This window comes from uncultured Jannaschia sp., assembly GCF_947494025.1.
GTDB lineage: Bacteria > Pseudomonadota > Alphaproteobacteria > Rhodobacterales > Rhodobacteraceae > Jannaschia.
Map to the genome: position 1 here is coordinate 16,877 of NZ_CANLTQ010000003.1, position 25,610 is coordinate 42,486.

Sequence of the window (25,610 nt, forward strand, 5' to 3'; positions counted from 1 at the left end):
AGCGCGCCGTCGACCTCGCGCCGAGCTTCGCCAAGGTCGTTCAGAACAGATTTACCATCTCGGGGACAGGCGGTCGATCAGGGCTCCGGGGCTCTGCAGCCCAGGAACGCAATGGCGATGTGTATTCGGCAGACGAACGCCACGTCTACGAGACCGGTGATCTTCGCGGCGTTCCAAACTTGAATGTCGTCTGAAGCGTGGTGGACGCAATTCGGTATACGCTCACGCGGGACCTTGGTCGCCGCGTCGCAATTCCTGACGCCCCCCCGCTTTACCCGTCATGTGCCATGTGCCGGATCGAGGGCGGTGACGTTCCCGTTTCTCGCGATCCCCGGTCAGAGACATGCAGGCAGAATGTTTCCAGCAAACCCCGCTGCGCCCTGGCAAATACGAGATTGCTTGCATTCAGCCCCAGAGCCTTGCGACTTCTAGCGTCCGAGCCACTCCACAGCCTCGCGCGACCTCCGTGCTCGCCTTGGGTTTTGGCAGGACGGCCGTATCGGCGACGGGCTCGATCTCGTGACGGAGGATGGGTTTTGACCAGCGATCGCCCCGGACGTGACCCATCGTCCGAGTCTCCACGGGGCGATCTCCGCGTTTCGTTCAGCCGAGCGCGTTGTCGATGCCGCGGCAGGCTTCGACGAGGCCAGTGACCGCCTCGACGGACTTGTCGAACATGCCCTGCTCCTCGCGGTTCAGTTTGATGTTCACGATCCGCTCGACGCCACCGGCGCCGATGATGGTCGGAACGCCGACATACATGCCATTCAGGCCGAACGCGTTGTCGACCCAAGCCGCACAGGGAAGCAGGCGCTTCTGGTCCTTGAGGTAGGCTTCGGCCATCTCGATCGCCGAGGAGGCGGGGGCATAGAAGGCGGAGCCGGTCTTCAGAAGGCCGACGATCTCGGCCCCGCCGTCGCGGGTGCGCTGTACGATCGCGTCGAGATTGTCCTGCGTGGTCCAGCCCATGTCCACGAGGTCGGGCAGGGGAATGCCGCCAACGGTGGAGTAGCGCGCGAGCGGCACCATCGTGTCGCCATGGCCGCCGAGGACGAAGGCGCTGACGTCGCGCATCGACACGTCGAACGCCTCCGCGAGGAAATGGCGGAAGCGGGCGGAGTCGAGCACGCCGGCCATGCCGACGACCTTCTCGTGCGGCAGACCGGAATATTCGCGCAAGGCCCAGACCATCGCGTCGAGCGGGTTGGTGATGCAGATCACGAAGGCGTCGGGCGCGTTTTCCCGGATGCCGTCCCCGACCGCCTTCATCACCTTCAGGTTGATGCCCAGCAGATCGTCCCGGCTCATGCCGGGCTTGCGCGGCACGCCGGCGGTGACGATGCAGACGTCGGCGTCGGCGATGTCGGCGTAGTCGTTGGTCCCCTTGAGCTTCGCGTCGAACTTTTCGACCGGGCCGCTCTCGGCGATGTCCAGCGACTTGCCCTGCGGAATACCCTCGCTGATGTCGAAGAGGACGACATCGCCGAGCTCCTTGATGGCGGCGAGGTGGGCAAGCGTGCCGCCGATCTGTCCGGCGCCGATGAGGGCGATCTTGGGTCGGGCCATGTCCGTCTCCGATAAGTCCGTTACGTCCGTGCTCTCGTGCGGGTTCAGCTATCGCGGCCGCATGGCCCGGCGCAAGGCCCCCCGCCGCACGTGCGAACGCCAAAAGGCGCCCGTCGGGGCGCCCTTCGGCGATCTCGCGATGTCCGTCGGTCAGGCGTCGGCGTCGGCCATGTGGGCGAGGTCGTCGACGCGGTCCTCCCAGGATTGCCCGCTCGCCACGAGGCAGGTGCGACCGTCGGGAAGGGTGACGGTGATCGTCCAGGATCCGGTTTCGTCGGAGGCGAAGATCTCCACGACGCGGTCCTTCGCGCCGAGCCCGAGGCCGCGGCGGGTCTCGCCGTATTTCACGCCGAGGCGCTCGATCACCTCGTCGCGGGCGCCGCAGGACTGACCCGCCTGGGCCGGAAGCGTCAGGAGCGTCAGCGCGATCCCGGTCAGCGTCGCGAAGAAGGCATTCAGATACTGGGTCTTCGTCATGGCACATTCCTTTCACGAGTAGCGACGGGACGCCGACACGGACACGAACGGCGAAAGTCCCGTCTCGTCCGTTGCGCGGGTCCGGTCGGTGCCGGAACCGAAGTGGTGCGGCCGACATTCGCCGAGGAACAAGAAAATCAGGTTAACGGACCGGGCGGCCGCGCCATGACGCGGGGAACGGTCGCAACGAGCGGTCGCTCGGTTGCGGACGTCTTGCGAAAGGTTGCCCCCCGTGGTTCCAAGAAGGACCGCTCAGGATCCCGTCGATGCCCGAACTCCGCCCCCTGCGATCCGTCCTCTACGTTCCGGCCTCGAACAGGCGGGCGCTCGAGAAGGCGGCCGGGCTGCCCGTGGACGCGATCGTCTTCGACCTGGAGGATGCGGTGGCGCCCGGGGCCAAGGACGATGCCCGCAGGACTTTGACGGACATGCTGCGCGAGGCGGATTTCGGCCGTCGGATGCGGATCGTCCGGATCAACGGGGCGGCGACGGAATTGGGCGCCGCGGATCTCGCGGCCGTCGCCGACCTGCCCATCGACGCCCTTCTGCTGCCGAAGGTGGACGTTCCCGACGATGTGGCCCGCGTCGCGGACGCGCTCGCGGGGCGGGCGCGGGTCTGGGCGATGATGGAGACGGCTCTGGGCATCTCGAACGCGGCCGCGATCGCCCGCGTGGAAGGCATCGGGGGCTTCGTGCTCGGGACGAACGACCTTGCGCAGGAGCTGGGGTGCCGACCGGGGCCGGACCGGATGCCGCTGATGACGGCGTTGCAGACATGCCTCCTCGCGGCCCGGCTCGGCGGCGTTCCCTGCATCGACGGCGTCTTCAACGCGTTCCGGGACGCGGACGGGCTGCGAGCCGAATGCGAGCAAGGGCGGGACCTCGGCATGGACGGAAAGTCGCTCATCCACCCCGCGCAGATCGCCGTCGCCAACGAGATCTTCGCGCCGGACGGAACGGACGTCGATCTCGCCCGCCGGCAGATCGCCGCGTTCGAGGACGCGACGGCGCGCGGGCAGGGGGTCGCCGTGCTCGATGGCCGCATCGTCGAGAACCTTCATATCGACATGGCTCGCCGGACATTGGCCCGGGCAGCCGCGATCGCACGACAGGAGAGTGGGACATGATCCTTCTAGTCGCCGGATTGGTGCTCTGGATCGGGGCGCATCTCTTCAAGCGCGTCGCTCCCGGGCCGCGGGCGCGTCTCGGCGATCCCGGCAAGGGACTCGTCGCGCTGGCGCTGGTTCTGTCCGTCGTCCTGATGGTCCTCGGCTATCGGGCCGCGCCTTATGTCGACGTCTGGTACCCGCCGCTCTGGCTCAAGCACGTCAACAACCTTCTCATGCTCGCGGCCTTCGCGCTGTTCGGAAACGGTGCCGCGAAGGGCACGCTCAGCGCCCGCATCCGCCATCCGCAGCTTACGGCATTCAAGATCTGGGCGGTCGCGCATCTTCTGGTGAACGGCGATCTCGCCTCGATCCTTCTTTTCGGAGGCTTGCTGGCCTGGGCGGTGGCGGAGGTGATCGTGATCAATCGCAGCCAGCCTTGGGACAGGCCCACGGACGTTTCGGTCAAGGGGGACCTGAAGGCGCTGGCCATCGGTCTCGTCCTTTATGTCGTGGCTGTCGCCATCCACCTCTGGGCCGGCGTGAACCCGTTCGGAGGAGGAGGATGACGACGCTCTATCGGCTGCTGACCGGGGAAGACAGTTCGGCCTTCTGCCACAAGGTCAGCGAGGCCCTTTCGAAGGGTTGGGTTCTCCACGGCGCGCCCAGCTATGCTTGGGACCACGGGGCCGGCGTGATGCGCTGCGCGCAGGCAGTGACCAAAGACGTCGATGGACCCTACGAGCCGGGCATGAAGCTCGGCGCGCAGTGACGGGTTAGGGGGCCGCTGCGCACGGCGGCATTACGGACAGGCCCAACCGGCCGAGTGTGTCCTTCCTGACCCGGACAACCAGGCCCCGGAGCCGGTCTGACGTGTCGATCGGTCATTGTCACGATGGGCGAACGCAAGACCATCCGCGGCGACGGACCGCTCATTCCTTCATCGGGTCGTGGCCCCAGTTCATCAGCGAGTAGCGCCAGTTCGAGTGTTCCATGTCGTCGTCCGGGCCGCCCTGCGCCTTGTGGCGTTTGATGTAGCCTACGACCTTCGCCATGTGGTCCCAGTCATCGTCCGACAGGTCGGTCTTCGTGGTATGCTTGATCTCGACGATCCGCTTGCCCGACTTGTGGCCCGTGGCCTCGCCGTCCCCGGAATCCCGTCCGACGGACTTGCTTTCCCCCGTGTCGAGGAACTCCTCGAGCTCCTTGGGCGCCATGTTCACCAGGTCGCTCCATTCGTCCCAGATCTCGTCGTGCGACTTCGCCATCGTAATCCTCCGCGCGGTTCCGGGGGAACGGACGGCTTTCGCGACGGTTCCCGCCTGCGCCTCTACGCCGCAAAGCGGCGGTTTGCCTCGGTCGGCCCGTGACACCGCCGCGAAAACCGTTAGAACCACCGCAGATCGACGACAGGGGAATGACGCATGGCAGACGTGAACCGAGGCAATCGCCCGCTCAGCCCACATCTGCAGGTCTACCGGCCGCAGCTCACCTCGATCACGTCGATCCTGACCCGGATCACCGGCAATGCCCTGATCGTCGCCGCGCTTCTGATCACCTGGTGGTTCGTCGCGGCCGCGGCCGGGCCGGACGCGTTCGAGACGGCCAACGCGGTGCTCACGTCGTGGTTCGGCAAGCTCGTCTTCCTCGGCTCGATCTGGGCGCTCTGGTATCACACGCTCGCGGGCATCCGGCATCTTATCTGGGACACCGGGCGCGGGCTCGACATCGTCAGCGCCGAGCGGCTCGGCTGGGCCTGCATCATCGGCTCGGTCGTGCTGACGCTTCTCACGATCATCGTGCTCTGAGGAAGGACGCCATGGAAACCCCCGCCCAGACCTTTCTGACGGACCGCAAGCGCGCGAATCTCTATGGCTCCGCCCATACCGGGACGGAGCAGCACTGGCGCGTCACGATCTCCTCGCTCGCGCTCGTGATCGTCGTGCCGCTGTTCCTGTTCACGTTCGGCGCCATTCTCGGCGCCCCTTACACGGAGGTCGTGGCCTACTACTCCCGGCCGTTCCCCGCTTTGGTCGCGGCGCTGACCTTCGCGATCGGCTGGTGGCACTACGCCAAGGGCACGCAGGTTCTCCTGACCGACTACGCCCGCGGGATGACGCTGAAGCTTCTGCTCGCCCTGTCCCATATCGTCAGCTTCGCCGCCGGGCTCGCGTGTCTCTACGCGCTGGCCCGGCTGGCCCTGTAATCCGGAGAAAGAGATGGCCGCCTACGAATACGAGACACACGAATACGACGTCGTCGTCGTGGGCGCCGGCGGTGCGGGGCTGCGGGCGACGCTCGGCATGGCGGAGCAGGGGCTCCGCACCGCCTGCATCTCCAAGGTCTTCCCGACCCGTTCCCACACGGTCGCCGCGCAGGGGGGGATCGCCGCCTCGCTCGGGAACATGGGGCCGGACAACTGGCAATGGCACATGTACGACACCGTGAAGGGGTCGGACTGGCTCGGCGACACGGACGCGATGGAGTACCTCGCCCGCGAGGCGCCGAAGGCCGTCTACGAGCTCGAGCATTACGGCGTGCCGTTCTCGCGTACCGAGGACGGCAGGATCTACCAGCGGCCCTTCGGCGGCCACACGACCGAGTACGGCGAGGGCCCGCCGGTGCAGCGGACCTGCGCCGCCGCCGACCGCACCGGGCACGCGATCCTGCATACGCTTTACGGCCAGTCGCTGAAGGAGAAGGCGCAGTTCTTCATCGAGTACTTCGCCATCGACCTCATCATGTCCGAGGACGGCGTCTGCCAGGGGGTGCTCTGCTGGAGCCTCGACGACGGCAAGCTGCACCTGTTCTCCGCGAAGATGACGGTGCTGGCCACCGGCGGCTACGGCCGCGCCTACTTCTCGGCCACCTCCGCCCATACCTGCACCGGCGACGGCGGCGGCATGATCGCGCGGGCGGGGCTGCCGCTGCAGGACATGGAGTTCGTGCAGTTTCACCCGACCGGCATCTACGGCGCCGGCTGCCTCATCACCGAAGGGGCGCGGGGCGAGGGGGGATATCTCACCAACTCCGAGGGCGAGCGCTTCATGGAGCGTTACGCGCCGACCTACAAGGATCTCGCCTCGCGCGACGTCGTCTCGCGCTGCATGACGATGGAGATCCGCGAAGGGCGGGGCGTTGGCAAGGACGGCGACCACATCCACCTGAACCTCAGCCACCTGCCGCCCGAGACGCTGCATCTGCGCCTGCCCGGCATCTCCGAGAGTGCGCGGATCTTCGCGGGCGCCGACGTCACCAAGGAGCCGATCCCGGTCCTGCCGACGGTGCATTACAACATGGGCGGCATCCCCACGAATTATTGGGGCGAGGTGCTCGCGCCGTCCGGCGGTGACGACGACCGCGTTGCGCCGGGCCTGATGGCCGTGGGCGAGGCCGGCTGCGCCTCGGTCCACGGGGCGAACCGTCTGGGCTCGAATTCGCTCATCGACCTCGTGGTCTTCGGCCGCGCCGCCGCGATCCGGGCGGGGCAGGTGATCGACCGCGACGCCGCCGTGCCCACGCCGAACATCCGCTCCGTCGAGATGGCGCTCGCCCGCTTCGACGGTCTGCGACATGCGCGCGGACAGGTCGCCACCGCCGAGCTGCGCCTCGAAATGCAAAAGACGATGCAGGACGACGCGGCCGTGTTCCGCACGTCCGAGACGTTGGCGCAGGGCAAGGAGAAGATGACCGACATCGCCGGCAAGTTGGACGACGTGCAGGTGACCGACACGTCGCTTATCTGGAATTCCGACCTCATGGAGACGCTGGAGCTCGCGAACCTCATGCCGAACGCGGTGGCCACCGTGGTCGCGGCCGAGGCGCGCAAGGAAAGCCGCGGCGCCCATGCCCACGAGGACTTCCCCGACCGGGACGACGAGAACTGGCGCAAGCACTCGCTGACCTGGTTCAAGGGCGACAAGATGAAGTACGACCTCGGCTATCGCGGCGTGCACATGAACCCGCTGACGAGCCACAACGACGGCGGCATCGACCTGAAGAAGATCGCCCCGAAGGCGAGGGTCTACTGATGCGCTACCCGGTCCTGTCCCTGTCGGCGCCCGGCCTTGCCGCCTGCCTCGAGCGGCGGCACTGACCGATGGGGCGCGTCGTCCTGCTTGCCCTGGCGCCCGTTCTTGCGCTCACGGCCTGCATGCCGACCGGGCCCGAGGCGCGGCGGGCGGCCTATCTGCGCTGCGCACGGGACGAGGGCGTGCCGGTTCGGGACGGCACCATCCTGTCCCGCGGGCCCGAGGATCTGGCCCGCCTCGACGCCTGTCGGGCGATCCCGCGATGAGTCGGGCGCGGGCCGGCCTCGTCGTCCTTTCCGGGACGGTTCTTTGCGGCTGCGTCGACGCGCGGCCCTTGCCGACCGACCCGGCGATCATCGATGCGGGGGCGAGCCGGGCACTGTCGAACTGCCTGTCCGACATCGGCCGGCCGGACGTTGCTGCCGACCCCGACGCCCCGATGAACGGCGCCGAGATCACGGCGCTGCTGAACTGCGCCTCGGTGCGGGCGCAACGCTGACATGGACCTCGTCGCGCCCCGTATTCTCGGCATCGGCACCCATCACAAGACGGGAACGATGTGGATGCGCGCCGTCTTCCGGCAGCTCGCCGAAGCGATCGGCGTCGTTCTGCGGCAGGTGCATCCCGCGACGCCGCCTGGACTGGTGCCCGAACGGGACCGTGCGATGCTCGTCCAATGGTCGTCGGCCTTTCCGGACTGGCTCCGCACGCGGCCGGACGCGCGGATACTCCACCTCGTCCGCGATCCGCGCGACGTGCTCCTTTCGGGAATGCGCTACCACCGCGACACGGAGGCGGCGGAGGAAGGGTTCCTCCATGCGGCGCGGGCGGATCTCGGGGGCTTCAGCTATCAGGCGCACCTGCGTGCGCTTCCCGACGACGCCGCGCGGCTGCGCTTCGAGATGGGCGAGCGGCACGCGGAAACGGTCGCGGAGATGCTGGCCTGGACCCCACGTGTGAACACGATCGAGGCGCGCTACGAGGATCTGGTTGCCCCGGACGGTGCCGGGATCTTTCGCGAGCACCTGCGGAATCTCGGCCTGCCGGAGATTGAAGTGGCGCAAGGCGTGCGCGCGTTCCGGGACCATTCGCTGCGGGACGGTCTCGCCCGGCCGGAGGATCGTCGCGCGCGTGTTCGGTCGCATGTGGCCGACGGCGCGGCCCGACAATGGGAAACGCGGTTCCCGCCCGACATCGCCCGGGACTACGCGGCACGCCACGGCGCGGCCCTCGTCGCGCTCGGCTACGAGACGCATCCGACGCGGTGGGTGGAGAGGCTCGACCATGCGGCCTAGCGTTTCCGCGATCCTGCTCCTTCCGCTTCTCGCCGCCTGCGCCACGCCCGTCGCCGACGAGGTCGCGCGCAGCGCCGCGCGGCGCGCCGTCAATCCGGTGATCGCGGAGCGTTTTCCAGGCATTCCGCTCGAGCCTGCGACGAACTGCATTATCGACAGCGCCACCGCATCCGAGATCATCACGCTCGCGACTTCGGCGCGGTCCGCGCCCGACCGCGCCGCGCGGATCGTCCTTGACGTCGCGCAGCGGCCCGCCACCATCCAGTGCCTCGCGACAGACGGTCTGCCGGTGCTACTGAACACCCTTTAGGAGGCTTTCCATGGTTCAATTCACCCTGCCTAAGAACTCGAAGATCGTTGTGGGCAAGACCTGGCCGAAGCCCGAGGGCGCGAACAACCTCCGCAAGTTCCAGATCTATCGCTGGAGCCCGGAAGACGGGAAGAACCCGCGGCTCGACACCTACTGGGTCGATCTCGACACCTGCGGGCCGATGATCCTGGACGCCCTGATCAAGATCAAGAACGAGATCGACCCGACCCTGACCTTCCGGCGGTCCTGTCGCGAGGGGATCTGCGGCTCCTGCGCGATGAACATCGACGGGGTGAACACGCTGGCCTGCACGTGGGGCATCGACGAGGTGAAGGGCGACGTGAAGATCTATCCGCTGCCGCACATGCCGGTGATCAAGGATCTGATCCCCGATCTCACGCATTTCTACGCGCAGCATGCGAGCGTCATGCCGTGGCTGGAAACGAAGTCGAACACACCGGCGAAGGAATGGCGCCAGTCCATCGCCGATCGCGAGAAGCTCGATGGGCTCTATGAATGCATCATGTGCGCGTCTTGCTCCACGGCCTGCCCGTCCTACTGGTGGAACGGCGACCGCTATCTCGGGCCGGCGGCCCTCCTGCACGCCTATCGATGGATCGTGGATTCGCGGGACGAAGCGACGGGGGAGCGGCTCGACGACCTCGAGGATCCGTTCAAGCTCTATCGGTGCCACACGATCATGAACTGCGCCAAGACCTGTCCCAAGGGCCTGAACCCGGCGCGGGCGATCCAGAACATCAAGAAGATGATGGTGGAACGTCAGCTCTGACGGCCGAAAGCTCCTCGGGGCTATCGTCGGAGCACAAAAAAGCCCCCGTCCACGAGACGGGGGCGATCGTGCAAGCGTGATGCCGGATCAGTCTCCCTCGGCCGCCACCTCGACCCCGCTCTGCGGAACGGTGCCGTCGCCGTCGATATCGCTGTCGGTCGTCGCCTCGATCTCGGAGACCGTGTTCACCGGGTCGTTCGCGCCGACGCAACCGGCCATGAGCGCAACGAACGGCAGGGCGATCAGCAGTTTGAGGGGTGTGGTCATCAGATTCTCCATGGGTTTGGTTCAATCGTTAACGATCCTGTGACCGCCGATGTTCCGACGTCAACTCCGGACAGAAGCGATCGTGCGAATTTGCCGAAAGATGTGTCTTGACCCGAATCGTATTTCGCCCCAAATCCCCGCGCATAGACGCCAACGCACGCGCCTCTGGCACGGCATCACGCACGGTTACGTAGCGACGGTAACGTCTCCCTTGGAACTGAGCGGTCTTCGCCGGAACCCCCCTCGCGGGTATTCCGGAATGGCCGGGTCTAAACGGAGATGACCCATGAACGCAGTAACCGGCTTCGGCCGTCCCGTCGTCGTCGCGCCGTCGCGCGTGGAATCCTACATCCGGTCCCATGACTTTGCGCATCCGACGCTGGTCATCGACGTGGACGCGGTCGAGCGTCAGTTCCACGCCCTTCGGGCCGGGCTGGGCCGCGCGCAGATCCACTACGCCGTGAAGGCGAACCCGCATGTCGCGATCATCGAGCGGCTCGTCCAACTCGGCTCGGGCTTCGACGCGGCGTCCCGCGGGGAGATCGAGCTCGTGCTCGGGCAAGGCGCCGATCCGGCGCATGTCTCGTTCGGGAACACGATCAAGAAGGTCGCGGATATCCGCTTTGCCCACCATGCCGGCATCACGCTCTTTGCGGCTGACGCGGAGGCGGAGCTGGAGAAGATCGCGGAGAACGCCCCCGGCGCCGGCGTCTATATCCGCGTGATCGTGGACAATCCCGAGGCCGACTGGCCGCTGAGCCGGAAGTTCGGCTGTTGCGCGGACAAGACGCTCTCGTTGCTTGCCTACGCGCGGGCGCTCGGTCTCGTTCCGCACGGCCTATCGTTTCATGTCGGCTCGCAGACGCGCGAGGCGCGGATGTGGACGAGCACGCTCGATCAGGTTGCCGCGATCTGGCACCGCGCCGTGGCTTCGGGCTTCGATCTCCAGCTCCTCAACATCGGCGGCGGCTTCCCGGCCTTCTATGGCGAGGACATCCAGCATCCGACGGATTACGCGGCTGCCGTCATGAACCTGATCGCCGTGCGCTTTGGTGACGTTCCGCAGATCATGGCCGAACCTGGCCGCGGACTCGTCGGAGAATGCGGCGCGATTGCCGCCGAAGTCCTGCTTGTGTCGCGCAAGTCCGACGACGACCTGCATCGTTGGGTCTATCTCGACATCGGCCGGTTCTCCGGTCTGGCCGAGACCGAAGGCGAGGCGATCCGTTATCAGATCGCGACGCCGCGCGACGGGCAGGCGACCGGCCCCTGCGTTCTGGCCGGGCCTTCGTGCGACAGCGCCGACGTACTCTACGAGAAGCGCCCGCTGCAGTTGCCGTTGTCTTTGGCCGCCGGCGACAAGGTGGTGATCCGGAATTGCGGAGCCTACACCTCGACCTACTCCTCCGTCGGCTTCAACGGCTTCCCACCGCTCGATTGCGTGGTCATCTGATCGAACGATGATGTGGCGCCCGCCGGTTCGCCCGGCGGGCGAACTCAGGCGAAGGCCGCTTCCAGCGCGATCTCGACCATGTCGCCGAAAGAGGACTGACGGTCCGATGCCGGCAGCGCTTCGTGCGTCAGGAGATGGTCGCTGACGGTCAGCACGGCCAGCGCGCGGCACCGATGGCGCGCGGCGAGGATGTAGAGCTCCGCCGCCTCCATCTCGACGGCCAGGATACCGTGACGTGTCATCTGCTCGTTCAGATCGGGTCGCTCATCGTAGAAGACGTCGGAGGAATAGATGCCCCCGACATGCGTGGTTGAGCCCTTCGATCGCGCCGCCGCATGCGCCGCGGACAGCAGGCCGAAATCGGCGCAGGGCGCGAAATTCATTTCCCGCAGGATGCCACGCGATGGCGTCGAGAGAGAGGTGGCCGACATGGCGAGGATGACGTCCCGCACCGCGATATGCTTCTGCATCGCTCCGCAGGACCCGATCCGTATGAGCGTCCTGGCGCTGTAGGTCGTAATGAGTTCGTTGGCATAGATTGACAGGCTCGGCATGCCCATGCCCGTGCCGTGGATCGTGACTCGATGCCCCCGCCATGTACCTGTGAAGCCCAGCATGCCACGGACGTCGTTCACGAGCTGCGGAGCGTCGAGAAACGTCTCCGCGGCCCATCTGGCGCGAAGGGGATCGCCCGGCAACAGGACGGTTTCGGCGATTTCGCCGGGTTCGGCGCGGATATGGGGAGTCATCTGGACCTCCAAAAAGAAAGGGACGCGAATGCCGCGTCCCTTTTCAACCCGATTTCAGCCGGGATCTAGATAGCCAGATCGGATTCCATCTTGCCGCTCGCCAGAGCGTCCTTGAACCACTGGGGCTGTCGTCCCCGGCCGGACCATGTCTTCCCCGGATTTTCCGGATGCACGTATTTTGGCGCGGCGCCAGAAGCTTTGGTCTTCTTCGACCCGGTGAAATCGGAAAGGTTGTAGCCCATCTCCTTTGCAAGGCTTTCGAGCTTCGCATGCGCTTCTTTCCGCTGCCGCTCGTCGTAGCCCTTGACGGCGGCGTTCACCTTCTTCTGCAGGTCCAGCAGCTCGTTTTTGTTCATCTTGTCGAGATCCATCGAGATCCTCTTTGTTTTGCCTTGGCACGCCTTAATTCTCACCGTGATCTAATTCAAGCGAGATACATTCCAAGACTATTAACGGCAGATTCAAGTTCGGCCTCGGACAGGATTCGACAAAAACCTTTCCTTCGGACGGCGCTTCCGGCCGAGCACGGGGTTGAGAGTATGTTCGAATCGAGTTGAGTGAGAGCACTGCTGTCCGGGCTGCGCCGCGCTTCTCGCTTGTTCATGCCGAAGGCCAGTTCGATTCTATGGCCATTCGTGAAACGCTGCATCTCCCGGTTGTCTGAAGGGTCGATTCCGACGGTCGGCAAATTAGGCAGCGGTATCGCCGTTAACGTTTTCGGTATTTCGAAGGCGTGGTCATCAATGCGATCGCAAGGTGAAGCGATGCAGCGTTATCGCCGATGCCGAAGCTTCTCGTCTCACGGGCGATACGCTGGCAGGAGTGCCGTTATACAATTCACAGGATTTCGGTGCCGCAGAAGGCGTGCGAGGGCCGAAAGCGGATGGACGCCCCCTTCGGTAAGCTGCACAATCCCGGCATGTTCCGGACCATCGAGGTTCCTCTCTGGGCGCTTCTGCTGCTTGTCGGGTTCGCCGCGGTGACGTTCGCGTCCCACTTCCTGTTTCCTTCCGTCCGCTGGTTCTTCCGTCGCTGGGCCGAGCGCCTTGTCGCTCGGCTCAACGCGCGACTGGTTCGGCCGATCGAGCCGTTCAAGCTGGCGCGTCGGATGGATACCGTGAATCGGGTGATCCACGACCCCGACGTGGCGCGCGCGATCGTCGACCATGCGAGAGAAGAAGGCGTGCCGGAGCAGGTCGCTTTCGAGACCGCCCGACGCTACGCGCGGGAGATCGTGCCGGGCTTCTCCGCGCTTCTTTATTTCGGCGTCGCGACGCGGCTGGCGCAATGGTTGTCGCGAAGCCTGTACCGCGTTCGGGTCTCGGGAGAGGCCGATGCGATGGCGGGGGTCGATCCGAAGGCGACGGTGGTCTTCGTCCTGAATCATCGCTCGAACATGGATTATGTGCTCGTCACCTGGCTCGTGGCGCGGCGCGCCGCGCTGGCCTATGCGGTCGGCGAATGGGCGCGACGCTGGCCGCTTGGTCCTCTGATCCGCGCGATGGGCGGTTATTTCGTCCGCCGGCGCGACCTGAATCCGCTCTACCGCAAGGTCCTCGCACGCTACGTGCAGATTGCCACGGAGAACGGCGTCACTCAGGCGATCTTCCCGGAAGGGCGGCTCAGCCGGGACGGTGCGCTGCATGCCCCGAAACTCGGCATCTTGAGCTACATCATCGCCGACCACGACCATGAGAGGACGCATGACGTCGTTTTCGTCCCCGTGGCGGTGAATTACGAACGCGTCCTCGAGGATCGAGCGCTGATCGCGGCGCAGGCCGGCGCGGCGAACCCGTTCCGCCTGCGCTGGTGGATGGTGATCCGGTATCTCTGGCGCCATATGCAGCTTCGTCTCACCGGGCGGTTCACGCGTTTCGGCTATGCCGCCGTCGCATTCGGGCGTCCCGTGTCGCTTCGGCGCTTCCTCTGGTCCGGGCACGAGGATCCGGCCGCGGCTCTCGGGGCCGTCCTGATGGCACGGGTAGAGGAGGTGTTGCCCGTCCTTCCCATGGCTCTGGTCTGCGAGGCCCTCATCGACGGTGCGCGCGACATCGAGACGGTCGCCCGGCATCTGTCGTCAAGGGCGGCGACGCTTCAGGCGGCCGGTCATGTCGTCCATGCGGACATCCGCGATGCGAAGCAGGCCGTATCCGTCGCCCTTCGCATGCTGGAAGTCCGAAATGTTGTCGCGCTCGATGACGAGCGCATTTCATTGACGGCGAAATTCGGGCCGATCCTCCAATTCTATGCGCGGACGTTGCCCCGAAACCCGTCCGTCGCCGCGGATCGTCATCCGGCAGCCCTGCAAGACGCGCCGTCGAAAGATAGGCCTACGGACAATGCAGACGCCCTGGGCGAACCCTGACTGGCTCAGATTGCCGCTTAGGGTGATCCGAAAAAGGTCAAGACCGAACCACGCATCGCTGGCGTGATTCGCGGTTATCCCCTCCCCGAATCCGGCGAGGGGTCGTTCCATCTTTGTTCCAAGTCCTTAAACGACAGCGGCTTGCCGAGGCATTCCTCGCAATTTCGGGGGATGGTCAAACCGCGAATATCGGGCCTCCTATCGCGCGATCTACCCTCGCCTTAACGCTCCGTTAACCCTCCCGAAAGGAAAGTCCCATGTCAAAGGAATGGATCATCGACGTGTTGGGCGATCTTCGTAGTTTCGCACAGGCGAATGCCATGCCGTGTCTGGCAGATCAGCTGGACGAAGCGATCATGGTTGCTGCAATCGAAATGGCGCAGACGCCCGCAATGTATGCGGGGACGAATGGCACGCAAACTCGAAAGTTTGCTGGAGCGACTGGATGAGGCCACACGGCTCGCCGACCTTCGCGAGGCGATCGTCGACCTTCGAAATGTGTACGAAGTCGAGCATCTCGTCTATCATTCCGTAAAGTCGGGTGGTGAGCAATGGGCGGCGCTCACCTACGACGATGTTTGGGTCAAGACCTATGTCGAGCGGAACTTCCAGACCGTGGATCCTGTTGTCCTCGCCTGTTTCCGCGGGTTCACGCCCATCGACTGGAAGCGACTCGACTGGACCGGCCGGGCCGCGCGGCAGGTCCTGTCCGAAGGCCTCGCACACGGTCTCGGAAATCAGGGCTTCAGCCTTCCGGTTCGCGGACCGGCGGGACAGTTCGCCTTGTTCACCGTCAATCACCGGGTAAACGACGATAGCTGGAACCGGTTTACCCGCCAGAACCTGCACGATCTCCTGCTGGCCGCGCATTACTTCAACGAGCGTGCGTTGCTCCTCGACGGGGACGGAAGCTATTCGAACGCTTCGCTTTCGCCGCGGGAAACGGATGCGCTCACGCTTCTCGCGGCGGGAATGTCGCGAGCGAAGGCGGCGGAGAAGCTGAAGATCTCCGAACATACGCTGCGCGTCTACATCGAAAGCGCGCGCTTCAAGCTCGGCGCCGTCAACACCACGCATGCCGTCGCGAACGCCTTGTCCCGGGGCCTGATCTGCCTCTGAGCGAAGGTGACACACGTTCGGGCATCCTGACGTACCAAGCGTCACATTCCGCGATTCGTTTACAATTCGTAAATGCGCTCTCCCAGAGTCTTCCGGTTATCGGCAAACCGGAGGCTTTGAAATGTTCCACTTCTTCTATCGTTCGCAAATGGATTCCCATGCCAAACTGGCCGCAGAGATGTTTCGCGACCGCGCGACGCAGTTCCGGGACCGCATGGGCTGGGACGTCACGGTGGACACGATGGGTTGGGAAACCGACCAATACGACGTCCTGAACCCGCTCTACGTCGTTGTGACCGACAAGGACGGCCATCATGCCGGCTCCATGCGGTTCCTGCCGACGACGGGGCGAACGATGCTGGCCGAGATCTTTCCGCATCTCGTCGGCGGGGTTCCGATCCGCAGCTCGGCGGTTTGGGAATGCACGCGCTTCTGCCTTTCGCCAAACGCGTCCGGCAGCGTCGCGCAGATGCTTCTCCTCGCGGCCTCGGAGGTCGGGCTCGCGATCGGGGTCCGTCAGTCGATCGGCGTCTTCGACCGGCCGATGATGCGGGTCTACCGCCGCCTCGGCTGGAGCCCGGAACTACTTGGCCATGCCGACGGGATCGCGGCGGGACTCTGGACGTTTTCGGAGGAGGTGCACGAGAAGCTCTGCGCCGATACCGGGATCGAGGCGCGCGCGTTGCGGGCGCTGTTCGAGGAAGCCCTGGTCGACCTGCCTCTTCCCGTCGCCGCCTGACCCTATAGAAGGGGGCGGTGGATACCATCGCCCCATCGCTCTCTCCCGATCAGGCCCATGCCTGGGATCGCATCGCCGGCATTCTGTCCGACAGCGGCATCGCGCTCGCGGACGGCACCGCCGGCAAACGGCCGGACGAGGAGAGCCGGGTGATCGCCGTGACCGGCAAGGCCGGATCCGGCAAGACCCTGCTCCTCGCCGAGCTTGTCCGGAAGCTGCGCGACACGGGTCTCGACCTCGTCACCGGCGATTACGAGCGCAAACGGAAGGACCGGCGCAGCCTCGCCGTGCTCGCCCCGACCAACAAGGCGGCGAGCGTCCTGCGGAACCGCGGCGTGCCGGCCACCACCATCCACCGCATCCTCTACACCCCCGTCTACGATCCCGAATACGAGCGTCTCGCCGAATGGCTCGCGGGCGACGCGGATCGCCCGACCGTGGAGGGTCTGAGCGAGGAGGCGATGGACCGCGCCCGGCGCGTCTACGAGGAAACGTCCTCCGTGCCCGGAGCGCTCGCCGCGGCGGGTCTGCGGGGATCGGACTTCATTACCGGCTGGAAGCGCCGCGACTCACCCCTCGACATCGGCTTCGTTGACGAATCCTCCATGCTCGACGACAAGCAATACGAGGATCTGCGCGAGATCTTTCCCACCCTCGTCTTGTTCGGCGACCCCGCGCAGCTCGCCCCTGTGAACCAGTCGGGCCGCATGGTGTTCGACCGCTTCGAAGGGGAATCCCTTCTTCACCTCGAGCGCGTCCACCGGCAGGCCGCCGACAGCCCGATCCTCGATCTGGCCCACGCGCTCGGCGACCCGGACCTCGACTTCGACACCTTCGAGCGGATGATCGAGGACGCGGCCGCGCGCGACGAGCGCGTGCAGGTGGCGGCTCGCGTGGACAGCGACCTGATGGCTCGCTCCCCGGTGCTTGTCTGGCGCAACGCCACCCGCATCCGCATGATCCGCGCCTTCCGCAGCGCCTTCGGCGCCGACGACACGCAGCTTCTGCCGGGGGAGCCGCTCATCTGCGACGGGCTCGAGCTTCCGCTGAAGCACCGCAAGCGCCGGATCGACCTCGAAGCGCGGGGCCTCATCAAGGGAGCGCAGGTCGTCTATCTCGGACCCGGCCGCAAGCCCGGTTTCTCCAAACTCCACGTCGTCGGCGCCCCCGATCCGGAGATCAGCGTCAGTTCCATCGTGAAGATCGAGCACCCGGACGAGGACGAACCGTTCCTTCCCTTCGCCGCACGGATGGGCGCCGCGTTCCTTCACGGCGCGGCGGTCACGACCCACAAGGCGCAGGGCTCGCAATGGGACGCGGTGCAGGTCTTCGCCCCCGACCTTTTCGCCGCCAGCCGCGCGGGCCGGGTCGAGGCGGGGCAGCATCTCTGGAAGCGTCTCGCCTATGTCGCGATCACGCGCGCGGTGAACCGGGTGATCTGGGTGCGGCGCTACGCGCTGGCCAAGCCCCGCGCCGCGCTCGACACGTCGGATCTGAAGCCCGAGCGCGTGCCGCTCGCTCTGAAGGAGGAGCAGCCCGAATGACCCGAACCATCCTCGTGACCGGCGCGTCCTCCGGCATCGGCGCCGCGACCGCGCGGCTCTTCCTTGAGGCCGGCTGGACCGTCGGCCTCATGGCCCGGCGCGAGGACGCGCTGCGCGAGGTGGCGGGCGATCACGCCGCCGCGCATGTCCTGCCGGGCGACGTCGCCGTGCCCGCCGAGGTCGAGGACGTCGTCGCCCGCTTCGTCGCGGCGTCCGGGCGGCTCGACGTGCTCTTCAACAATGCCGGTATCTTTGTCCCCGCCGCCCACATCGACGAGACCTCGGTCGAGAACTGGTCCCGCGCGGTCTCGGTCAACCTGACGGGCATGTTTCTGATGGCCCGCGCGGCCTATCGCGTCATGCGGGGGCAGGGCGGGGGGCGGATCGTCAACAACGGCTCGATCAGCGCGCATGTCCCGCGCGAGGGCGCCGTCACCTATACCGTCACGAAGCACGCGATCACCGGGCTCACGCGACAGCTCGCGCTCGACGGCCGGTCGCTCGGCATCGCCTGCGGCCAGATCGACATCGGCAACGCGCGCACGCCCCTTCTCGAGGGGATTGACGCGGCGCAGCGGACGGCCGGGCGGGACGGCGTGCCGATGATGGCGGTCGAGGATGCCGCGCGGGCCGTGCTGCACATGGCGGAACTGCCGGCGGACACGAACGTGCTGACCATGACGATCATGGCGAACGCGATGCCTTACGTCGGGCGGGGGTAGCGTCGGGGTGGACCTCGGACGCTTCTGGAGCGGGGGGACGAGATGGCGGGAGGGCAACGTCTGGCCCCGGATGGGGTCAAGGCCCCCGTCAAGCCGTCTCAGAGCCGCGTGTAGCGGAAGATCGCGGATGCGCCCCAGCCGGCCGCGATGGCGATGAGAAGCGACAGGCAGCCGTAGATCAGCGGCTGCTCGTGCGCGAGGACGTAGAGAAACCGCTCCAGCCCGACCTTCTGGACGTAGAGCGCCGTCGCGTGGCTGTCCGTCACCCGACCGTCCCGGGTCAGATAGATGCGGGTGGTGTAGTTGCCCTCGGTCAGCGAGGCCGGCAGGGCGATGCTGGTCGAGAACAGCGTTCCCTCGCGGAGGTCGACCCCATCCTCCGACGTCGTGTAGGCGCCGGCCGCCGTGTTGACCCGGACGAGCGCGTTCAGGAATTGCGGCTCCCACCGCGCCAGCCGCATCCGTTCGGGCGCGGTCAGCGCGCGCCGCGTCGTGATCCGCCAGCGCAGATCCTCCTCGGCGCTCAGCGCCTCGGCGAGCGGCCGGCTGGATGCGACGGCGTAGAAGCTGGGCACGTTCTCCATCTCGACGCTGTCCGCATTGACCCAGATGCCCAGAACGCGGTTCTTGCGTCGGACGGTAACGTCCTCGCGCGGCCCTTCCACGGTGATGACGATCGACATCTTGCTGTCGAAGCTGCGGGGGGCGTCGCGCCGGATCGCCCCGAAGATCAGGATTTCCGAGCCGTCGAAATTGGTGGAGATCGAAACGCGGTCCTGGCTCAGATCGGCGACGATCTCTTCCGCGCGCCCCGGAACCGCGATCGCGAGGAAGAGCAGGAGCGCCCGGATCATCCGTCCACCCCGATGGAGTAGAGCTCCGACGGCTCCAGCAGGAGGTCGAGCGCCAGCTTGCCGCACATGACGAGGACCATCGTGGCGAGCAGGATGCGAAGCTGCTCGGCCTTGAGCCGCGTCCCGATCCGGGTGCCGAACTGCGCCCCGATCACGCCGCCGACGAGCAGCAGGACGGCGAGCACCATGTCGACCGTGTAGTTCGTCATCGCGTGCAGGAGCGTGGTGAAGGCGGTGACGAAGATGATCTGGAACAGCGACGTGCCGATCACGACCTTGGTCGGCATGCCGAGCAGGTAGATCATCGCCGGTACCATGATGAAGCCGCCGCCCACGCCCATGATCGCCGCGAGCACGCCGACCAGCAGGCCGACGACCAGGGGCGGGATGACGCTGATATAGAGGCCGCTCGCCCGGAACTTCATCTTGAAGGGCAGGACGTGGATCCACTTGCGCTGCCGGCGCACGGTCCGGGCGGCCGGACCCGTCGAGCGCGCGCGGCGGATGGCGTTCAGGCTCTCGACGAACATCAGCGCGCCGATCACCGCGAGGAACAGCACGTAGCAGAGGCTGACCAGCAGATCGACCTGACCGAGGTCGCGCAGGACCGAGAAGATCTGGACCCCGAGCGCCGCGCCGATCAGGCCGCCGATCAGCAGCACCGTCCCCATCCTGAGATCGACGGTCCGTCGCCGGAAATGCGCCAGAACGCCGGAGATGCTGGACGCGACGATCTGGTTCGTCCCGGTGGCCACCGCGACGGCGGGCGGGATGCCGATCATGAACAGCAGCGGCGTCAGGAGGAACCCGCCGCCCACCCCGAACATCCCCGAAAGGATGCCGACCAGTCCGCCCAACCCCAAAAGGAGAAAGGCGTTGACCGAGACTTCGGCGATCGGGAGGTAGATTTGCACCGGGGCACCTCGCGGGGCGGTGTCTTCTCTAAACGGCCTTGCGCGAAGTCTGTCAAACCCCGCCCGGAACCCGGATGCCGCAAAGCTCGGCCCGGCCGGCCGCTGGCGCTATCGGCGCCCTGTCTTTGGCCTTATCGTTCCTTGACGTAAGGCTCGCCGCCGGCGCGCGGCGGGATGGCACGCCCGACGAACCCCGCGAGGATCACCACGGTCAGGATGTAGGGCAGGGCCTGCATGAACTGCGTCGGCACAGTCACGTCGAAGACCTGGATCGTCTGGAACCGGTTGCCGAGCGCCTCCAGCAGGCCGAAGAGCAGCGTCGCGCCGAGCGCGTACCACGGTCGCCACTTCGCGAAGATCAGCGCGGCCAGCGCGATGAAGCCGCGCCCCGCCGACATCTCCTTGACGAACCCGGCCGAAAGCGCGGTCGCGAGATAGGCGCCGGCGAGGCCGGTCAGAACGCCGCAGATCATCACTGCCGCGTAGCGCAGCCCCGCCACCGACACGCCGGCTGTGTCCACCGCCGCCGGGTTCTCGCCCACGGCGCGCAAGCGCAGGCCGAACCGCGTCCGGTAGAGAATCCACCAAGTGAGCGGCACGCAAAGGAGCCCGATATAGACGAGCGCCGAATGCCCCGACAGGAGGTCCGCGTAGATCGGCCCGAGCAGCGGGACGTCCCGGATTTCCTGCGCGAAAGGCAGGTCGATCTCCTGGAACCGGCCCGCGCCCATCAGTTGCGGCGTGCGCCCGCCAAGCCCGAACCACGCCTCGCCCACCACCACGGTCAGGCCGGAGGCGAGGAAGTTGATCGCCACTCCGGAAATGAGCTGATTGCCGCGGAAGGTGATCGACGCGACCCCGTGGATCGCCGCCAGCAGAAGCGACGCGCCGATCCCCGCGAGGCAGCCGAGCCAGACATTGCCGGTGTAGCTCGCCGCCGCGGCCGACAGAAAGGCGGAGGCCAGCATCTTGCCCTCGAGCCCGATATCGACGATCCCCGCCCGCTCGCTGAAGAGCCCGGCAAGACAGGCGAAGAGCAGCGGCGTCGCGAGCCGGAGCGTCGAATCGAGGATCTGAATGACGTCCAAGAGATCCATGTCAGCCCGCCTCCGTCACGGTTCCACCTGCCGGTCCTTGGGGTCGCCGTCGGACCGCGTCGCGGTCAAAGGCAGGGCCGGCTCCGGGCGGCGGCGGGTCAGGAACAGCGCCTCCATCGGCACGCGCACCATGTTGTCGAGCGCCCCGGTGAAGAGGATCACCAGCGCCTGGATCACCAAGATCATCTCGCGCGAGATGGCGGGGATGTCGAACTCGACATAGCCCCCGCCCTGATAGAGCATTCCGAAGAGCAGCGCGGCGAGGCAGATCCCGATCGGATGCGACCGCCCCATCAACGCCACGGCGATGCCGACGAAGCCCGCCCCCTGCACCGGGTCGATGACCAGCCGCTCGGCCTCGCCCATCACCGCGTTGATCGCCATCAGCCCGCAGAGCCCGCCCGAGATCAGCATCGCCATCATGATGATCCTGGTAGGCGAGATGCCGGCATAGAGGGCGGCCGGCTCGGAATGGCCGAAGGCGCGGATCTCGTAGCCGAGCCGCGTTCGCCAGAGCAGTGCCCAGACCCCGACGCTCGCCAGCAGGGCCAGCAGGAAGGCGATGTTGAGCGGTGCGCGGCAGACCGAGGCGATCGGCCGCTCGACGCAGCCCCAGCCCAGGAGCGCGTAAAGGTCGCCTATGCCCGGCAGGTTCGCCTCGGCCGCGAACCGCGCCGTTTCGGGCGAACCGCCGGCGCCGGGCACCAGCAGGACGCGGGAAAGCAGATAGACCATCAGCGCCGAGGCGATGAAGTTGAACATGATGGTCGTGATGACGATGTGGCTGCCCCGCCGGGCCTGCAACCAGGCCGGGATCGCCGCCCAGGCCGCCCCGAACAGCGCCGCCCCCGCCACCGCCGCCAGCAACGCCAGCGACCAGTGCGGCCACGGCACGTAGAGAAGCGCCAGCGCCACGCCGAGGCCGCCCAGCATGGCCTGCCCCTCGCCACCGATGTTGAAGAGCCGCGCGTGGAACGCCACCGCGACGCCGAGGCCCGTGAAGATGAAGTTCGTCGCGTAGTAGAGCGTGTAGCTCCACCCGTCCGCCGACCCCACGGCCCCCTCGACCAGCAGCGATAGGACCTCGAACGGATCCTCGCCGATGAACAGCACGACCAGTCCGGAAACGATCAGCGCGAGCGTCAGGTTCAGGAGCGGGATCAGTGCGATGTCGGCCCATTTCGGCAGCGCGTCGTTCATGCTGCTTCTCCCGCCATTCCCGCCATCAGGAGGCCGAGCTCCCGCTGGTCGGTCTCGTCCGGCAGGCGCTCGCCCATGATGCGGCCGTCGAACATCACCGCGATCCGGTCCGAGAGCGCCATGATCTCGTCGAGCTCCACCGAGACGAGGAGGATCGCCTTGCCCTGATCGCGCAGGGCGACGATCTGTTCGTGGATGAACTCGATGGCGCCGATATCCACGCCCCGCGTCGGCTGCCCGATCATCAGCAGGTCGGGGTTCCGCTCGATCTCGCGCGCCAGCACGATCTTCTGCTGGTTGCCGCCGGAGAAGTTCTTGGCGGCGAGCGTCGGGTCGGGGGGACGCACGTCGAAGCGGTGCATCTTGTCGTCGCAATCGGCGCGCATCGCCGCGTGATCCATGAACAGGCCGGAGCTGAAGCGCGGATCGGAATGGTAGCCGAAGGCCACGTTCTCCCAGGCACTGTAATCCATCACCAGCCCCTCGCGCTGCCGGTCCTCCGGGACGTGGGCGATGCCGCGCGCGCGCCGGGTCCGCGCGTTGCTCGCGCTGCCCGTCAGATCGATCTCCCGGCCATTCATGCGGATCGTCCCGGTGCCGTTCGCGTAGCCGCCCAGCACCTCCAGAAGCTCGGATTGGCCGTTGCCCGACACGCCCGCGATCCCGAGGATCTCGCCCCTGCGGATCGTCAGGTCAATGCCGCGCAGCCGCTCCACCTTCTGCTCGTCCACGACGCGCAGGTTCCGCACCTCCAGCACCACGTCGCGCGGCGTCGCCGGCGCCTTGTCGACGCGGAGCAGCACCTTGCGCCCGACCATCAGCTCGGCCAGTTCCTCGGGCGAGGTCTCGGCGGTCCGCACGGTGGCCGTCATCTCGCCCCGCCGCATGACCGAGACGGTGTCGGTAATCTCCATGATCTCGCGCAGCTTGTGGGTGATGAGGATGATCGTCTTCCCCTCGTCGCGAAGCCCGCGCAGAATGCGGAACAGATGGTCCGCCTCCGCCGGCGTCAGCACGCCCGTCGGTTCGTCGAGGATGAGGATGTCGGCCTCACGGTAGAGCGCCTTCAGGATCTCCACCCGCTGTTGCTGGCCGACACCCAGATCCTCGATCACCGCCTCGGGGTCCACGTCCATCTCGTAATCGTCGGCGAGCTGTTTCAGGAGCCGCCGCGCCTTGGCCAGCGACGGCTTCAGAAGCCGCCCGTCCTCCGCGCCGAGGACGACGTTCTCCAGCACGGTGAAGTTCTCCACCAGCTTGAAGTGCTGGAACACCATCCCGATCCCCGCCCGGATCGCGGCCTGACTGTCGGGGATCTCGACCCGCCGCCCGCCGATCAGGATCTCGCCGGCATCGGCCCGGTAGAAGCCGTAGAGAATCGACATCAGCGTCGACTTGCCCGCGCCGTTCTCGCCGATGATGCCGTGGATCGTGCCGCGGCGCACCTGGATGGAAATGTCGCGGTTGGCCTGGACCGGCCCGAACGCCTTGGAGATGCCGCGCAGCTCGATGGCCAGCGCGGCATCGCCCCCGTTCCCGGCCGGGCTCATTCGCTTTCCACGAAGCCCGCGACGTGGACGAGGCCGTCCTCGTCCAGCGTGCCGACATAGACCAGCCGTGCGAAGGGCTCGCCCGCCCGGTCGATCCGCGCCCGCACCAGCGCGGTGCGGTGCGTCACCTGCGGCGTGCCGACCGGTAGCAGGACGGCGTCGGGCAGGTTGTCGCGGAAGACCTTCAGATACCCCGCCATCCCCTCGGCCTCGGTGATCGGGGCCGGGGCATGCGGGTCCTCGTAGGTGAACGAGGCCGCGAAGGCCTCGTTCAGGATCGCCGCGCGGGCCTCCGCATCCGCCTCGTTCCAGGCCGACAGGAGCCTCAGGAGCGCTTCGCCGGGATGACCCGCCTCCGCCATCAGAATGCCGGGCAGCTGTTGTCGGACAGGTAGTCGTGCACCTCGATCTCGCCCGCCGCGATCTGCGCGCGCGCCTCGTCGATGGCCGCCATCATGTCCTCGGTCACCAGTTCCTCGTTGTTCTCGTCGACCGCCACGCTGACCCCGTCGTTCTCGAGGCCCATCACTTCCACGCCGGGCTCGAGCTCTCCGGCCTCGCCCGCCACAAAGGCGTCGTAGACCGCGTTGTCGACCCGCTTCACCATGGAGGTCAGCACCTCGCCCGGATGCAGGTGGTTCTGGTTGCTGTCGACGCCGATCGACAGGATGTCGGCATCCGCCGCCGCCTGCAGTACGCCGATCCCGGTGCCGCCCGCGGCCGCGTAGACCACGTCGGAGCCCTGGCTGATCTGCGAGCGGGTGAGCTCGGCGCCCTTGACCGGGTCGTTCCACGCGGTCGGCGTGGTGCCCGTCATGTTGACGATCACGTCGATCTCCGGGTTTGCCGCCTTGGCGCCCTGCGCGTAGCCGCAGGCGAACTTGGAGATGAGCGGCACGTCCATGCCGCCGATGAAGCTCACGGTGCCCGTCTCGGAGGCCATCGCGGCCATCATGCCGACGAGGTAGCTGCCCTCGTGCTCGGAAAAGACGATGGATTTCACGTTCGGCTGCTCGACGACGCTGTCGACGATGACGAAATCGGTGTCCGGATAGTCGGGGGCCACCGCCTCCAGCGTGGAGGCGTTGGCGAAGCCCAGCACGACGACCGGGTTCGCGCCGCGCTCGGCCATGCGGCGCATCGTCTGCTCGCGCTGCGCCTCGTTGGCGAGCTCGGTCTCGACGTAGTCGCCGCCCATCTCCTCGACCCAGCGCTGCGCGCCGTTATAGGCGGATTCGTTGAAGCTCTTGTCGAACTTGCCGCCGAGGTCGATGATCAGGCCCGGCTCGGCCAGAACCGCCCCGGCGCTCAGGGCGAGCGCCGCCGAGGCCCCCGTCAGGGTCTTGAGGATGGTCATGTGTCACTCCCGTCGAAGGGCGCGCGTCGGCCCGTCCGAACCCCTCGCGCCGCGATTGATGCATCGGATAAGGCCGCAGGGGGCCGGGAAGGTCAACCGCCCTGT

The 25,610-nt window shown here is 66.6% G+C and carries 31 protein-coding genes; 18 read left to right on the forward strand and 13 right to left on the reverse strand.

Going from position 1 to position 25,610, the window contains the following annotated elements; translation table 11 throughout:
• Nucleotides 1-603: 603 nt before the first annotated feature.
• Both mdh and Q1B08_RS06620 read right to left on the reverse strand, forming a co-directional pair.
• Nucleotides 604-1,566: a malate dehydrogenase gene (mdh, locus tag Q1B08_RS06615; protein WP_299816414.1), complete on the reverse strand. Its 963-nt coding sequence runs from the start codon at nucleotides 1,564-1,566 to the stop codon at nucleotides 604-606.
• 150 nt (nucleotides 1,567-1,716) lie between these two features.
• Nucleotides 1,717-2,043 (reverse strand): hypothetical protein, encoded by a 327-nt coding sequence (locus Q1B08_RS06620; protein WP_299816416.1) that lies wholly within the window; start codon nucleotides 2,041-2,043, stop codon nucleotides 1,717-1,719.
• Between the two features lie 266 nt (nucleotides 2,044-2,309).
• Between Q1B08_RS06620 and Q1B08_RS06625 the strand changes: the two genes are divergently transcribed.
• Genes Q1B08_RS06625 through Q1B08_RS06635 form a run of 3 tightly spaced genes read left to right on the forward strand, consistent with a single transcriptional unit; the run spans nucleotide 2,310 to nucleotide 3,921 of the window.
• Nucleotides 2,310-3,170 carry a CoA ester lyase gene (locus tag Q1B08_RS06625; RefSeq protein ID WP_299816418.1) on the forward strand — a complete coding sequence of 287 codons (861 nt, stop codon included), beginning with the start codon at nucleotides 2,310-2,312 and terminating at the stop codon, nucleotides 3,168-3,170.
• Nucleotides 3,167-3,718 carry an NnrU family protein gene (locus tag Q1B08_RS06630; protein WP_299816420.1) on the forward strand — a complete coding sequence of 184 codons (552 nt, stop codon included), beginning with the start codon at nucleotides 3,167-3,169 and terminating at the stop codon, nucleotides 3,716-3,718. Before Q1B08_RS06625 ends, Q1B08_RS06630 begins: the two co-directional genes overlap by 4 nt.
• Nucleotides 3,715-3,921, forward strand: coding sequence for a DUF1737 domain-containing protein (locus Q1B08_RS06635; protein WP_299816422.1), 207 nt, complete (start codon nucleotides 3,715-3,717; stop codon nucleotides 3,919-3,921). Before Q1B08_RS06630 ends, Q1B08_RS06635 begins: the two co-directional genes overlap by 4 nt.
• A gap of 160 nt (nucleotides 3,922-4,081) precedes the next feature.
• Here the strand turns inward: Q1B08_RS06635 and Q1B08_RS06640 are convergent, their stop codons facing one another.
• On the reverse strand, nucleotides 4,082-4,417 hold the full coding sequence (locus tag Q1B08_RS06640; protein WP_299816424.1) for a DUF3140 domain-containing protein: 336 nt from the start codon (nucleotides 4,415-4,417) through the stop codon (nucleotides 4,082-4,084).
• Nucleotides 4,418-4,573: 156 nt separating this feature from the next.
• Between Q1B08_RS06640 and sdhC the strand changes: the two genes are divergently transcribed.
• The 8 genes from sdhC (at nucleotide 4,574) to Q1B08_RS06680 (ending at nucleotide 9,575) form a co-directional block, all read left to right on the forward strand.
• The gene (gene sdhC, locus Q1B08_RS06645) at nucleotides 4,574-4,957 is read left to right on the forward strand and encodes a succinate dehydrogenase, cytochrome b556 subunit (RefSeq protein ID WP_299816426.1); all 384 of its coding nucleotides are present in this window, start codon (nucleotides 4,574-4,576) and stop codon (nucleotides 4,955-4,957) included.
• Nucleotides 4,958-4,968: 11 nt separating this feature from the next.
• Complete coding sequence (locus tag Q1B08_RS06650) at nucleotides 4,969-5,355, forward strand: succinate dehydrogenase, hydrophobic membrane anchor protein (protein ID WP_299816428.1); 387 nt, start codon at nucleotides 4,969-4,971, stop codon at nucleotides 5,353-5,355.
• A gap of 13 nt (nucleotides 5,356-5,368) precedes the next feature.
• Nucleotides 5,369-7,180 (forward strand): succinate dehydrogenase flavoprotein subunit, encoded by a 1,812-nt coding sequence (gene sdhA / locus Q1B08_RS06655; RefSeq protein WP_299816430.1) that lies wholly within the window; start codon nucleotides 5,369-5,371, stop codon nucleotides 7,178-7,180.
• A gap of 68 nt (nucleotides 7,181-7,248) precedes the next feature.
• Entirely contained in the window at nucleotides 7,249-7,446 is a 198-nt protein-coding gene (locus Q1B08_RS06660) for a hypothetical protein (RefSeq protein WP_299816432.1), read from the forward strand.
• On the forward strand, nucleotides 7,443-7,679 hold the full coding sequence (locus Q1B08_RS06665) for a hypothetical protein (protein WP_299816434.1): 237 nt from the start codon (nucleotides 7,443-7,445) through the stop codon (nucleotides 7,677-7,679). Before Q1B08_RS06660 ends, Q1B08_RS06665 begins: the two co-directional genes overlap by 4 nt.
• 1 nt (nucleotide 7,680) lies before the next feature.
• Nucleotides 7,681-8,475, forward strand: a complete 795-nt coding sequence (locus Q1B08_RS06670) for a sulfotransferase domain-containing protein (protein ID WP_299816436.1) — start codon at nucleotides 7,681-7,683, stop codon at nucleotides 8,473-8,475.
• The gene (locus Q1B08_RS06675; RefSeq protein ID WP_299816438.1) at nucleotides 8,465-8,785 is read left to right on the forward strand and encodes a hypothetical protein; all 321 of its coding nucleotides are present in this window, start codon (nucleotides 8,465-8,467) and stop codon (nucleotides 8,783-8,785) included. Before Q1B08_RS06670 ends, Q1B08_RS06675 begins: the two co-directional genes overlap by 11 nt.
• Before the next feature lie 10 nt (nucleotides 8,786-8,795).
• Nucleotides 8,796-9,575, forward strand: a complete 780-nt coding sequence (locus Q1B08_RS06680) for a succinate dehydrogenase iron-sulfur subunit (RefSeq protein WP_299816440.1) — start codon at nucleotides 8,796-8,798, stop codon at nucleotides 9,573-9,575.
• An 87-nt stretch (nucleotides 9,576-9,662) separates the two neighbouring features.
• On the opposite strand, the gene Q1B08_RS06685 is transcribed toward Q1B08_RS06680, so the two are convergent.
• Complete coding sequence (locus Q1B08_RS06685) at nucleotides 9,663-9,842, reverse strand: hypothetical protein (RefSeq protein ID WP_299816442.1); 180 nt, start codon at nucleotides 9,840-9,842, stop codon at nucleotides 9,663-9,665.
• A 286-nt stretch (nucleotides 9,843-10,128) separates the two neighbouring features.
• On the opposite strand from Q1B08_RS06685, the gene Q1B08_RS06690 reads away from it, so the two are divergent.
• Complete coding sequence (locus Q1B08_RS06690; protein ID WP_299816444.1) at nucleotides 10,129-11,295, forward strand: type III PLP-dependent enzyme; 1,167 nt, start codon at nucleotides 10,129-10,131, stop codon at nucleotides 11,293-11,295.
• A gap of 44 nt (nucleotides 11,296-11,339) precedes the next feature.
• Here the strand turns inward: Q1B08_RS06690 and deoD are convergent, their stop codons facing one another.
• Both deoD and Q1B08_RS06700 read right to left on the reverse strand, forming a co-directional pair.
• On the reverse strand, nucleotides 11,340-12,044 hold the full coding sequence (gene deoD / locus Q1B08_RS06695) for a purine-nucleoside phosphorylase (protein WP_299816445.1): 705 nt from the start codon (nucleotides 12,042-12,044) through the stop codon (nucleotides 11,340-11,342).
• A gap of 65 nt (nucleotides 12,045-12,109) precedes the next feature.
• A complete protein-coding gene (locus tag Q1B08_RS06700; protein ID WP_299816447.1) occupies nucleotides 12,110-12,415 on the reverse strand; it encodes an H-NS histone family protein in 306 nt (101 codons plus the stop codon).
• 512 nt (nucleotides 12,416-12,927) lie between these two features.
• Between Q1B08_RS06700 and Q1B08_RS06705 the strand changes: the two genes are divergently transcribed.
• The 6 genes from Q1B08_RS06705 to Q1B08_RS06730 all read left to right on the forward strand — a co-directional run bounded on the left by Q1B08_RS06705 (nucleotide 12,928) and on the right by Q1B08_RS06730 (nucleotide 18,533).
• Nucleotides 12,928-14,409, forward strand: a complete 1,482-nt coding sequence (locus tag Q1B08_RS06705; RefSeq protein ID WP_299816449.1) for a 1-acyl-sn-glycerol-3-phosphate acyltransferase — start codon at nucleotides 12,928-12,930, stop codon at nucleotides 14,407-14,409.
• 257 nt (nucleotides 14,410-14,666) lie between these two features.
• Nucleotides 14,667-14,858 (forward strand): hypothetical protein, encoded by a 192-nt coding sequence (locus Q1B08_RS06710; protein WP_299816451.1) that lies wholly within the window; start codon nucleotides 14,667-14,669, stop codon nucleotides 14,856-14,858.
• On the forward strand, nucleotides 14,818-15,528 hold the full coding sequence (locus Q1B08_RS06715) for an autoinducer binding domain-containing protein (RefSeq protein ID WP_299816453.1): 711 nt from the start codon (nucleotides 14,818-14,820) through the stop codon (nucleotides 15,526-15,528). Before Q1B08_RS06710 ends, Q1B08_RS06715 begins: the two co-directional genes overlap by 41 nt.
• A 121-nt stretch (nucleotides 15,529-15,649) precedes the next feature.
• On the forward strand, nucleotides 15,650-16,267 hold the full coding sequence (locus Q1B08_RS06720) for an acyl-homoserine-lactone synthase (protein WP_299816454.1): 618 nt from the start codon (nucleotides 15,650-15,652) through the stop codon (nucleotides 16,265-16,267).
• A gap of 17 nt (nucleotides 16,268-16,284) precedes the next feature.
• Nucleotides 16,285-17,811, forward strand: coding sequence for an AAA family ATPase (locus tag Q1B08_RS06725; protein ID WP_299816456.1), 1,527 nt, complete (start codon nucleotides 16,285-16,287; stop codon nucleotides 17,809-17,811).
• Nucleotides 17,808-18,533: an SDR family oxidoreductase gene (locus tag Q1B08_RS06730; RefSeq protein ID WP_299816458.1), complete on the forward strand. Its 726-nt coding sequence runs from the start codon at nucleotides 17,808-17,810 to the stop codon at nucleotides 18,531-18,533. Before Q1B08_RS06725 ends, Q1B08_RS06730 begins: the two co-directional genes overlap by 4 nt.
• Before the next feature lie 98 nt (nucleotides 18,534-18,631).
• Here Q1B08_RS06730 and Q1B08_RS06735 read toward each other — a convergent pair whose 3' ends face one another.
• The 7 genes from Q1B08_RS06735 to Q1B08_RS06765 all read right to left on the reverse strand — a co-directional run bounded on the left by Q1B08_RS06735 (nucleotide 18,632) and on the right by Q1B08_RS06765 (nucleotide 25,505).
• Complete coding sequence (locus Q1B08_RS06735; RefSeq protein ID WP_299816460.1) at nucleotides 18,632-19,387, reverse strand: TIGR02186 family protein; 756 nt, start codon at nucleotides 19,385-19,387, stop codon at nucleotides 18,632-18,634.
• Nucleotides 19,384-20,301, reverse strand: coding sequence for a sulfite exporter TauE/SafE family protein (locus tag Q1B08_RS06740; protein WP_299816461.1), 918 nt, complete (start codon nucleotides 20,299-20,301; stop codon nucleotides 19,384-19,386). The genes Q1B08_RS06735 and Q1B08_RS06740 overlap by 4 nt, the downstream gene beginning before the upstream one ends.
• Nucleotides 20,302-20,432: 131 nt before the next feature.
• A complete protein-coding gene (locus Q1B08_RS06745; protein ID WP_299816463.1) occupies nucleotides 20,433-21,398 on the reverse strand; it encodes an ABC transporter permease in 966 nt (321 codons plus the stop codon).
• A 15-nt stretch (nucleotides 21,399-21,413) separates the two neighbouring features.
• The gene (locus Q1B08_RS06750) at nucleotides 21,414-22,598 is read right to left on the reverse strand and encodes an ABC transporter permease (RefSeq protein ID WP_299816465.1); all 1,185 of its coding nucleotides are present in this window, start codon (nucleotides 22,596-22,598) and stop codon (nucleotides 21,414-21,416) included.
• The gene (locus Q1B08_RS06755) at nucleotides 22,595-24,148 is read right to left on the reverse strand and encodes an ABC transporter ATP-binding protein (protein ID WP_299816467.1); all 1,554 of its coding nucleotides are present in this window, start codon (nucleotides 24,146-24,148) and stop codon (nucleotides 22,595-22,597) included. Before Q1B08_RS06755 ends, Q1B08_RS06750 begins: the two co-directional genes overlap by 4 nt.
• Nucleotides 24,145-24,510 carry a hypothetical protein gene (locus tag Q1B08_RS06760; protein WP_299816469.1) on the reverse strand — a complete coding sequence of 122 codons (366 nt, stop codon included), beginning with the start codon at nucleotides 24,508-24,510 and terminating at the stop codon, nucleotides 24,145-24,147. Before Q1B08_RS06760 ends, Q1B08_RS06755 begins: the two co-directional genes overlap by 4 nt.
• The gene (locus Q1B08_RS06765) at nucleotides 24,510-25,505 is read right to left on the reverse strand and encodes a BMP family ABC transporter substrate-binding protein (RefSeq protein ID WP_299816471.1); all 996 of its coding nucleotides are present in this window, start codon (nucleotides 25,503-25,505) and stop codon (nucleotides 24,510-24,512) included. Before Q1B08_RS06765 ends, Q1B08_RS06760 begins: the two co-directional genes overlap by 1 nt.
• Between the last annotated feature and the right edge of the window lie 105 nt (nucleotides 25,506-25,610).

Bases quoted from the DNA above. Each gene is read 5' to 3' on its own strand.
- mdh (WP_299816414.1), bottom strand. From the start codon at position 1,566: ATGGCCCGACCCAAGATCGCCCTCATCGGCGCCGGACAGATCGGCGGC.
- Q1B08_RS06620 (WP_299816416.1), bottom strand. From the start codon at position 2,043: ATGACGAAGACCCAGTATCTGAATGCCTTCTTCGCGACGCTGACCGGG.
- Q1B08_RS06625 (WP_299816418.1), top strand. From the start codon at position 2,310: ATGCCCGAACTCCGCCCCCTGCGATCCGTCCTCTACGTTCCGGCCTCG.
- Q1B08_RS06630 (WP_299816420.1), top strand. From the start codon at position 3,167: ATGATCCTTCTAGTCGCCGGATTGGTGCTCTGGATCGGGGCGCATCTC.
- Q1B08_RS06635 (WP_299816422.1), top strand. From the start codon at position 3,715: ATGACGACGCTCTATCGGCTGCTGACCGGGGAAGACAGTTCGGCCTTC.
- Q1B08_RS06640 (WP_299816424.1), bottom strand. From the start codon at position 4,417: ATGGCGAAGTCGCACGACGAGATCTGGGACGAATGGAGCGACCTGGTG.
- sdhC (WP_299816426.1), top strand. From the start codon at position 4,574: ATGGCAGACGTGAACCGAGGCAATCGCCCGCTCAGCCCACATCTGCAG.
- Q1B08_RS06650 (WP_299816428.1), top strand. From the start codon at position 4,969: ATGGAAACCCCCGCCCAGACCTTTCTGACGGACCGCAAGCGCGCGAAT.
- sdhA (WP_299816430.1), top strand. From the start codon at position 5,369: ATGGCCGCCTACGAATACGAGACACACGAATACGACGTCGTCGTCGTG.
- Q1B08_RS06660 (WP_299816432.1), top strand. From the start codon at position 7,249: ATGGGGCGCGTCGTCCTGCTTGCCCTGGCGCCCGTTCTTGCGCTCACG.
- Q1B08_RS06665 (WP_299816434.1), top strand. From the start codon at position 7,443: ATGAGTCGGGCGCGGGCCGGCCTCGTCGTCCTTTCCGGGACGGTTCTT.
- Q1B08_RS06670 (WP_299816436.1), top strand. From the start codon at position 7,681: ATGGACCTCGTCGCGCCCCGTATTCTCGGCATCGGCACCCATCACAAG.
- Q1B08_RS06675 (WP_299816438.1), top strand. From the start codon at position 8,465: ATGCGGCCTAGCGTTTCCGCGATCCTGCTCCTTCCGCTTCTCGCCGCC.
- Q1B08_RS06680 (WP_299816440.1), top strand. From the start codon at position 8,796: ATGGTTCAATTCACCCTGCCTAAGAACTCGAAGATCGTTGTGGGCAAG.
- Q1B08_RS06685 (WP_299816442.1), bottom strand. From the start codon at position 9,842: ATGACCACACCCCTCAAACTGCTGATCGCCCTGCCGTTCGTTGCGCTC.
- Q1B08_RS06690 (WP_299816444.1), top strand. From the start codon at position 10,129: ATGAACGCAGTAACCGGCTTCGGCCGTCCCGTCGTCGTCGCGCCGTCG.
- deoD (WP_299816445.1), bottom strand. From the start codon at position 12,044: ATGACTCCCCATATCCGCGCCGAACCCGGCGAAATCGCCGAAACCGTC.
- Q1B08_RS06700 (WP_299816447.1), bottom strand. From the start codon at position 12,415: ATGGATCTCGACAAGATGAACAAAAACGAGCTGCTGGACCTGCAGAAG.
- Q1B08_RS06705 (WP_299816449.1), top strand. From the start codon at position 12,928: ATGGACGCCCCCTTCGGTAAGCTGCACAATCCCGGCATGTTCCGGACC.
- Q1B08_RS06710 (WP_299816451.1), top strand. From the start codon at position 14,667: ATGTCAAAGGAATGGATCATCGACGTGTTGGGCGATCTTCGTAGTTTC.
- Q1B08_RS06715 (WP_299816453.1), top strand. From the start codon at position 14,818: ATGGCACGCAAACTCGAAAGTTTGCTGGAGCGACTGGATGAGGCCACA.
- Q1B08_RS06720 (WP_299816454.1), top strand. From the start codon at position 15,650: ATGTTCCACTTCTTCTATCGTTCGCAAATGGATTCCCATGCCAAACTG.
- Q1B08_RS06730 (WP_299816458.1), top strand. From the start codon at position 17,808: ATGACCCGAACCATCCTCGTGACCGGCGCGTCCTCCGGCATCGGCGCC.
- Q1B08_RS06735 (WP_299816460.1), bottom strand. From the start codon at position 19,387: ATGATCCGGGCGCTCCTGCTCTTCCTCGCGATCGCGGTTCCGGGGCGC.
- Q1B08_RS06745 (WP_299816463.1), bottom strand. From the start codon at position 21,398: ATGGATCTCTTGGACGTCATTCAGATCCTCGATTCGACGCTCCGGCTC.
- Q1B08_RS06750 (WP_299816465.1), bottom strand. From the start codon at position 22,598: ATGAACGACGCGCTGCCGAAATGGGCCGACATCGCACTGATCCCGCTC.
- Q1B08_RS06755 (WP_299816467.1), bottom strand. From the start codon at position 24,148: ATGAGCCCGGCCGGGAACGGGGGCGATGCCGCGCTGGCCATCGAGCTG.
- Q1B08_RS06760 (WP_299816469.1), bottom strand. From the start codon at position 24,510: ATGGCGGAGGCGGGTCATCCCGGCGAAGCGCTCCTGAGGCTCCTGTCG.
- Q1B08_RS06765 (WP_299816471.1), bottom strand. From the start codon at position 25,505: ATGACCATCCTCAAGACCCTGACGGGGGCCTCGGCGGCGCTCGCCCTG.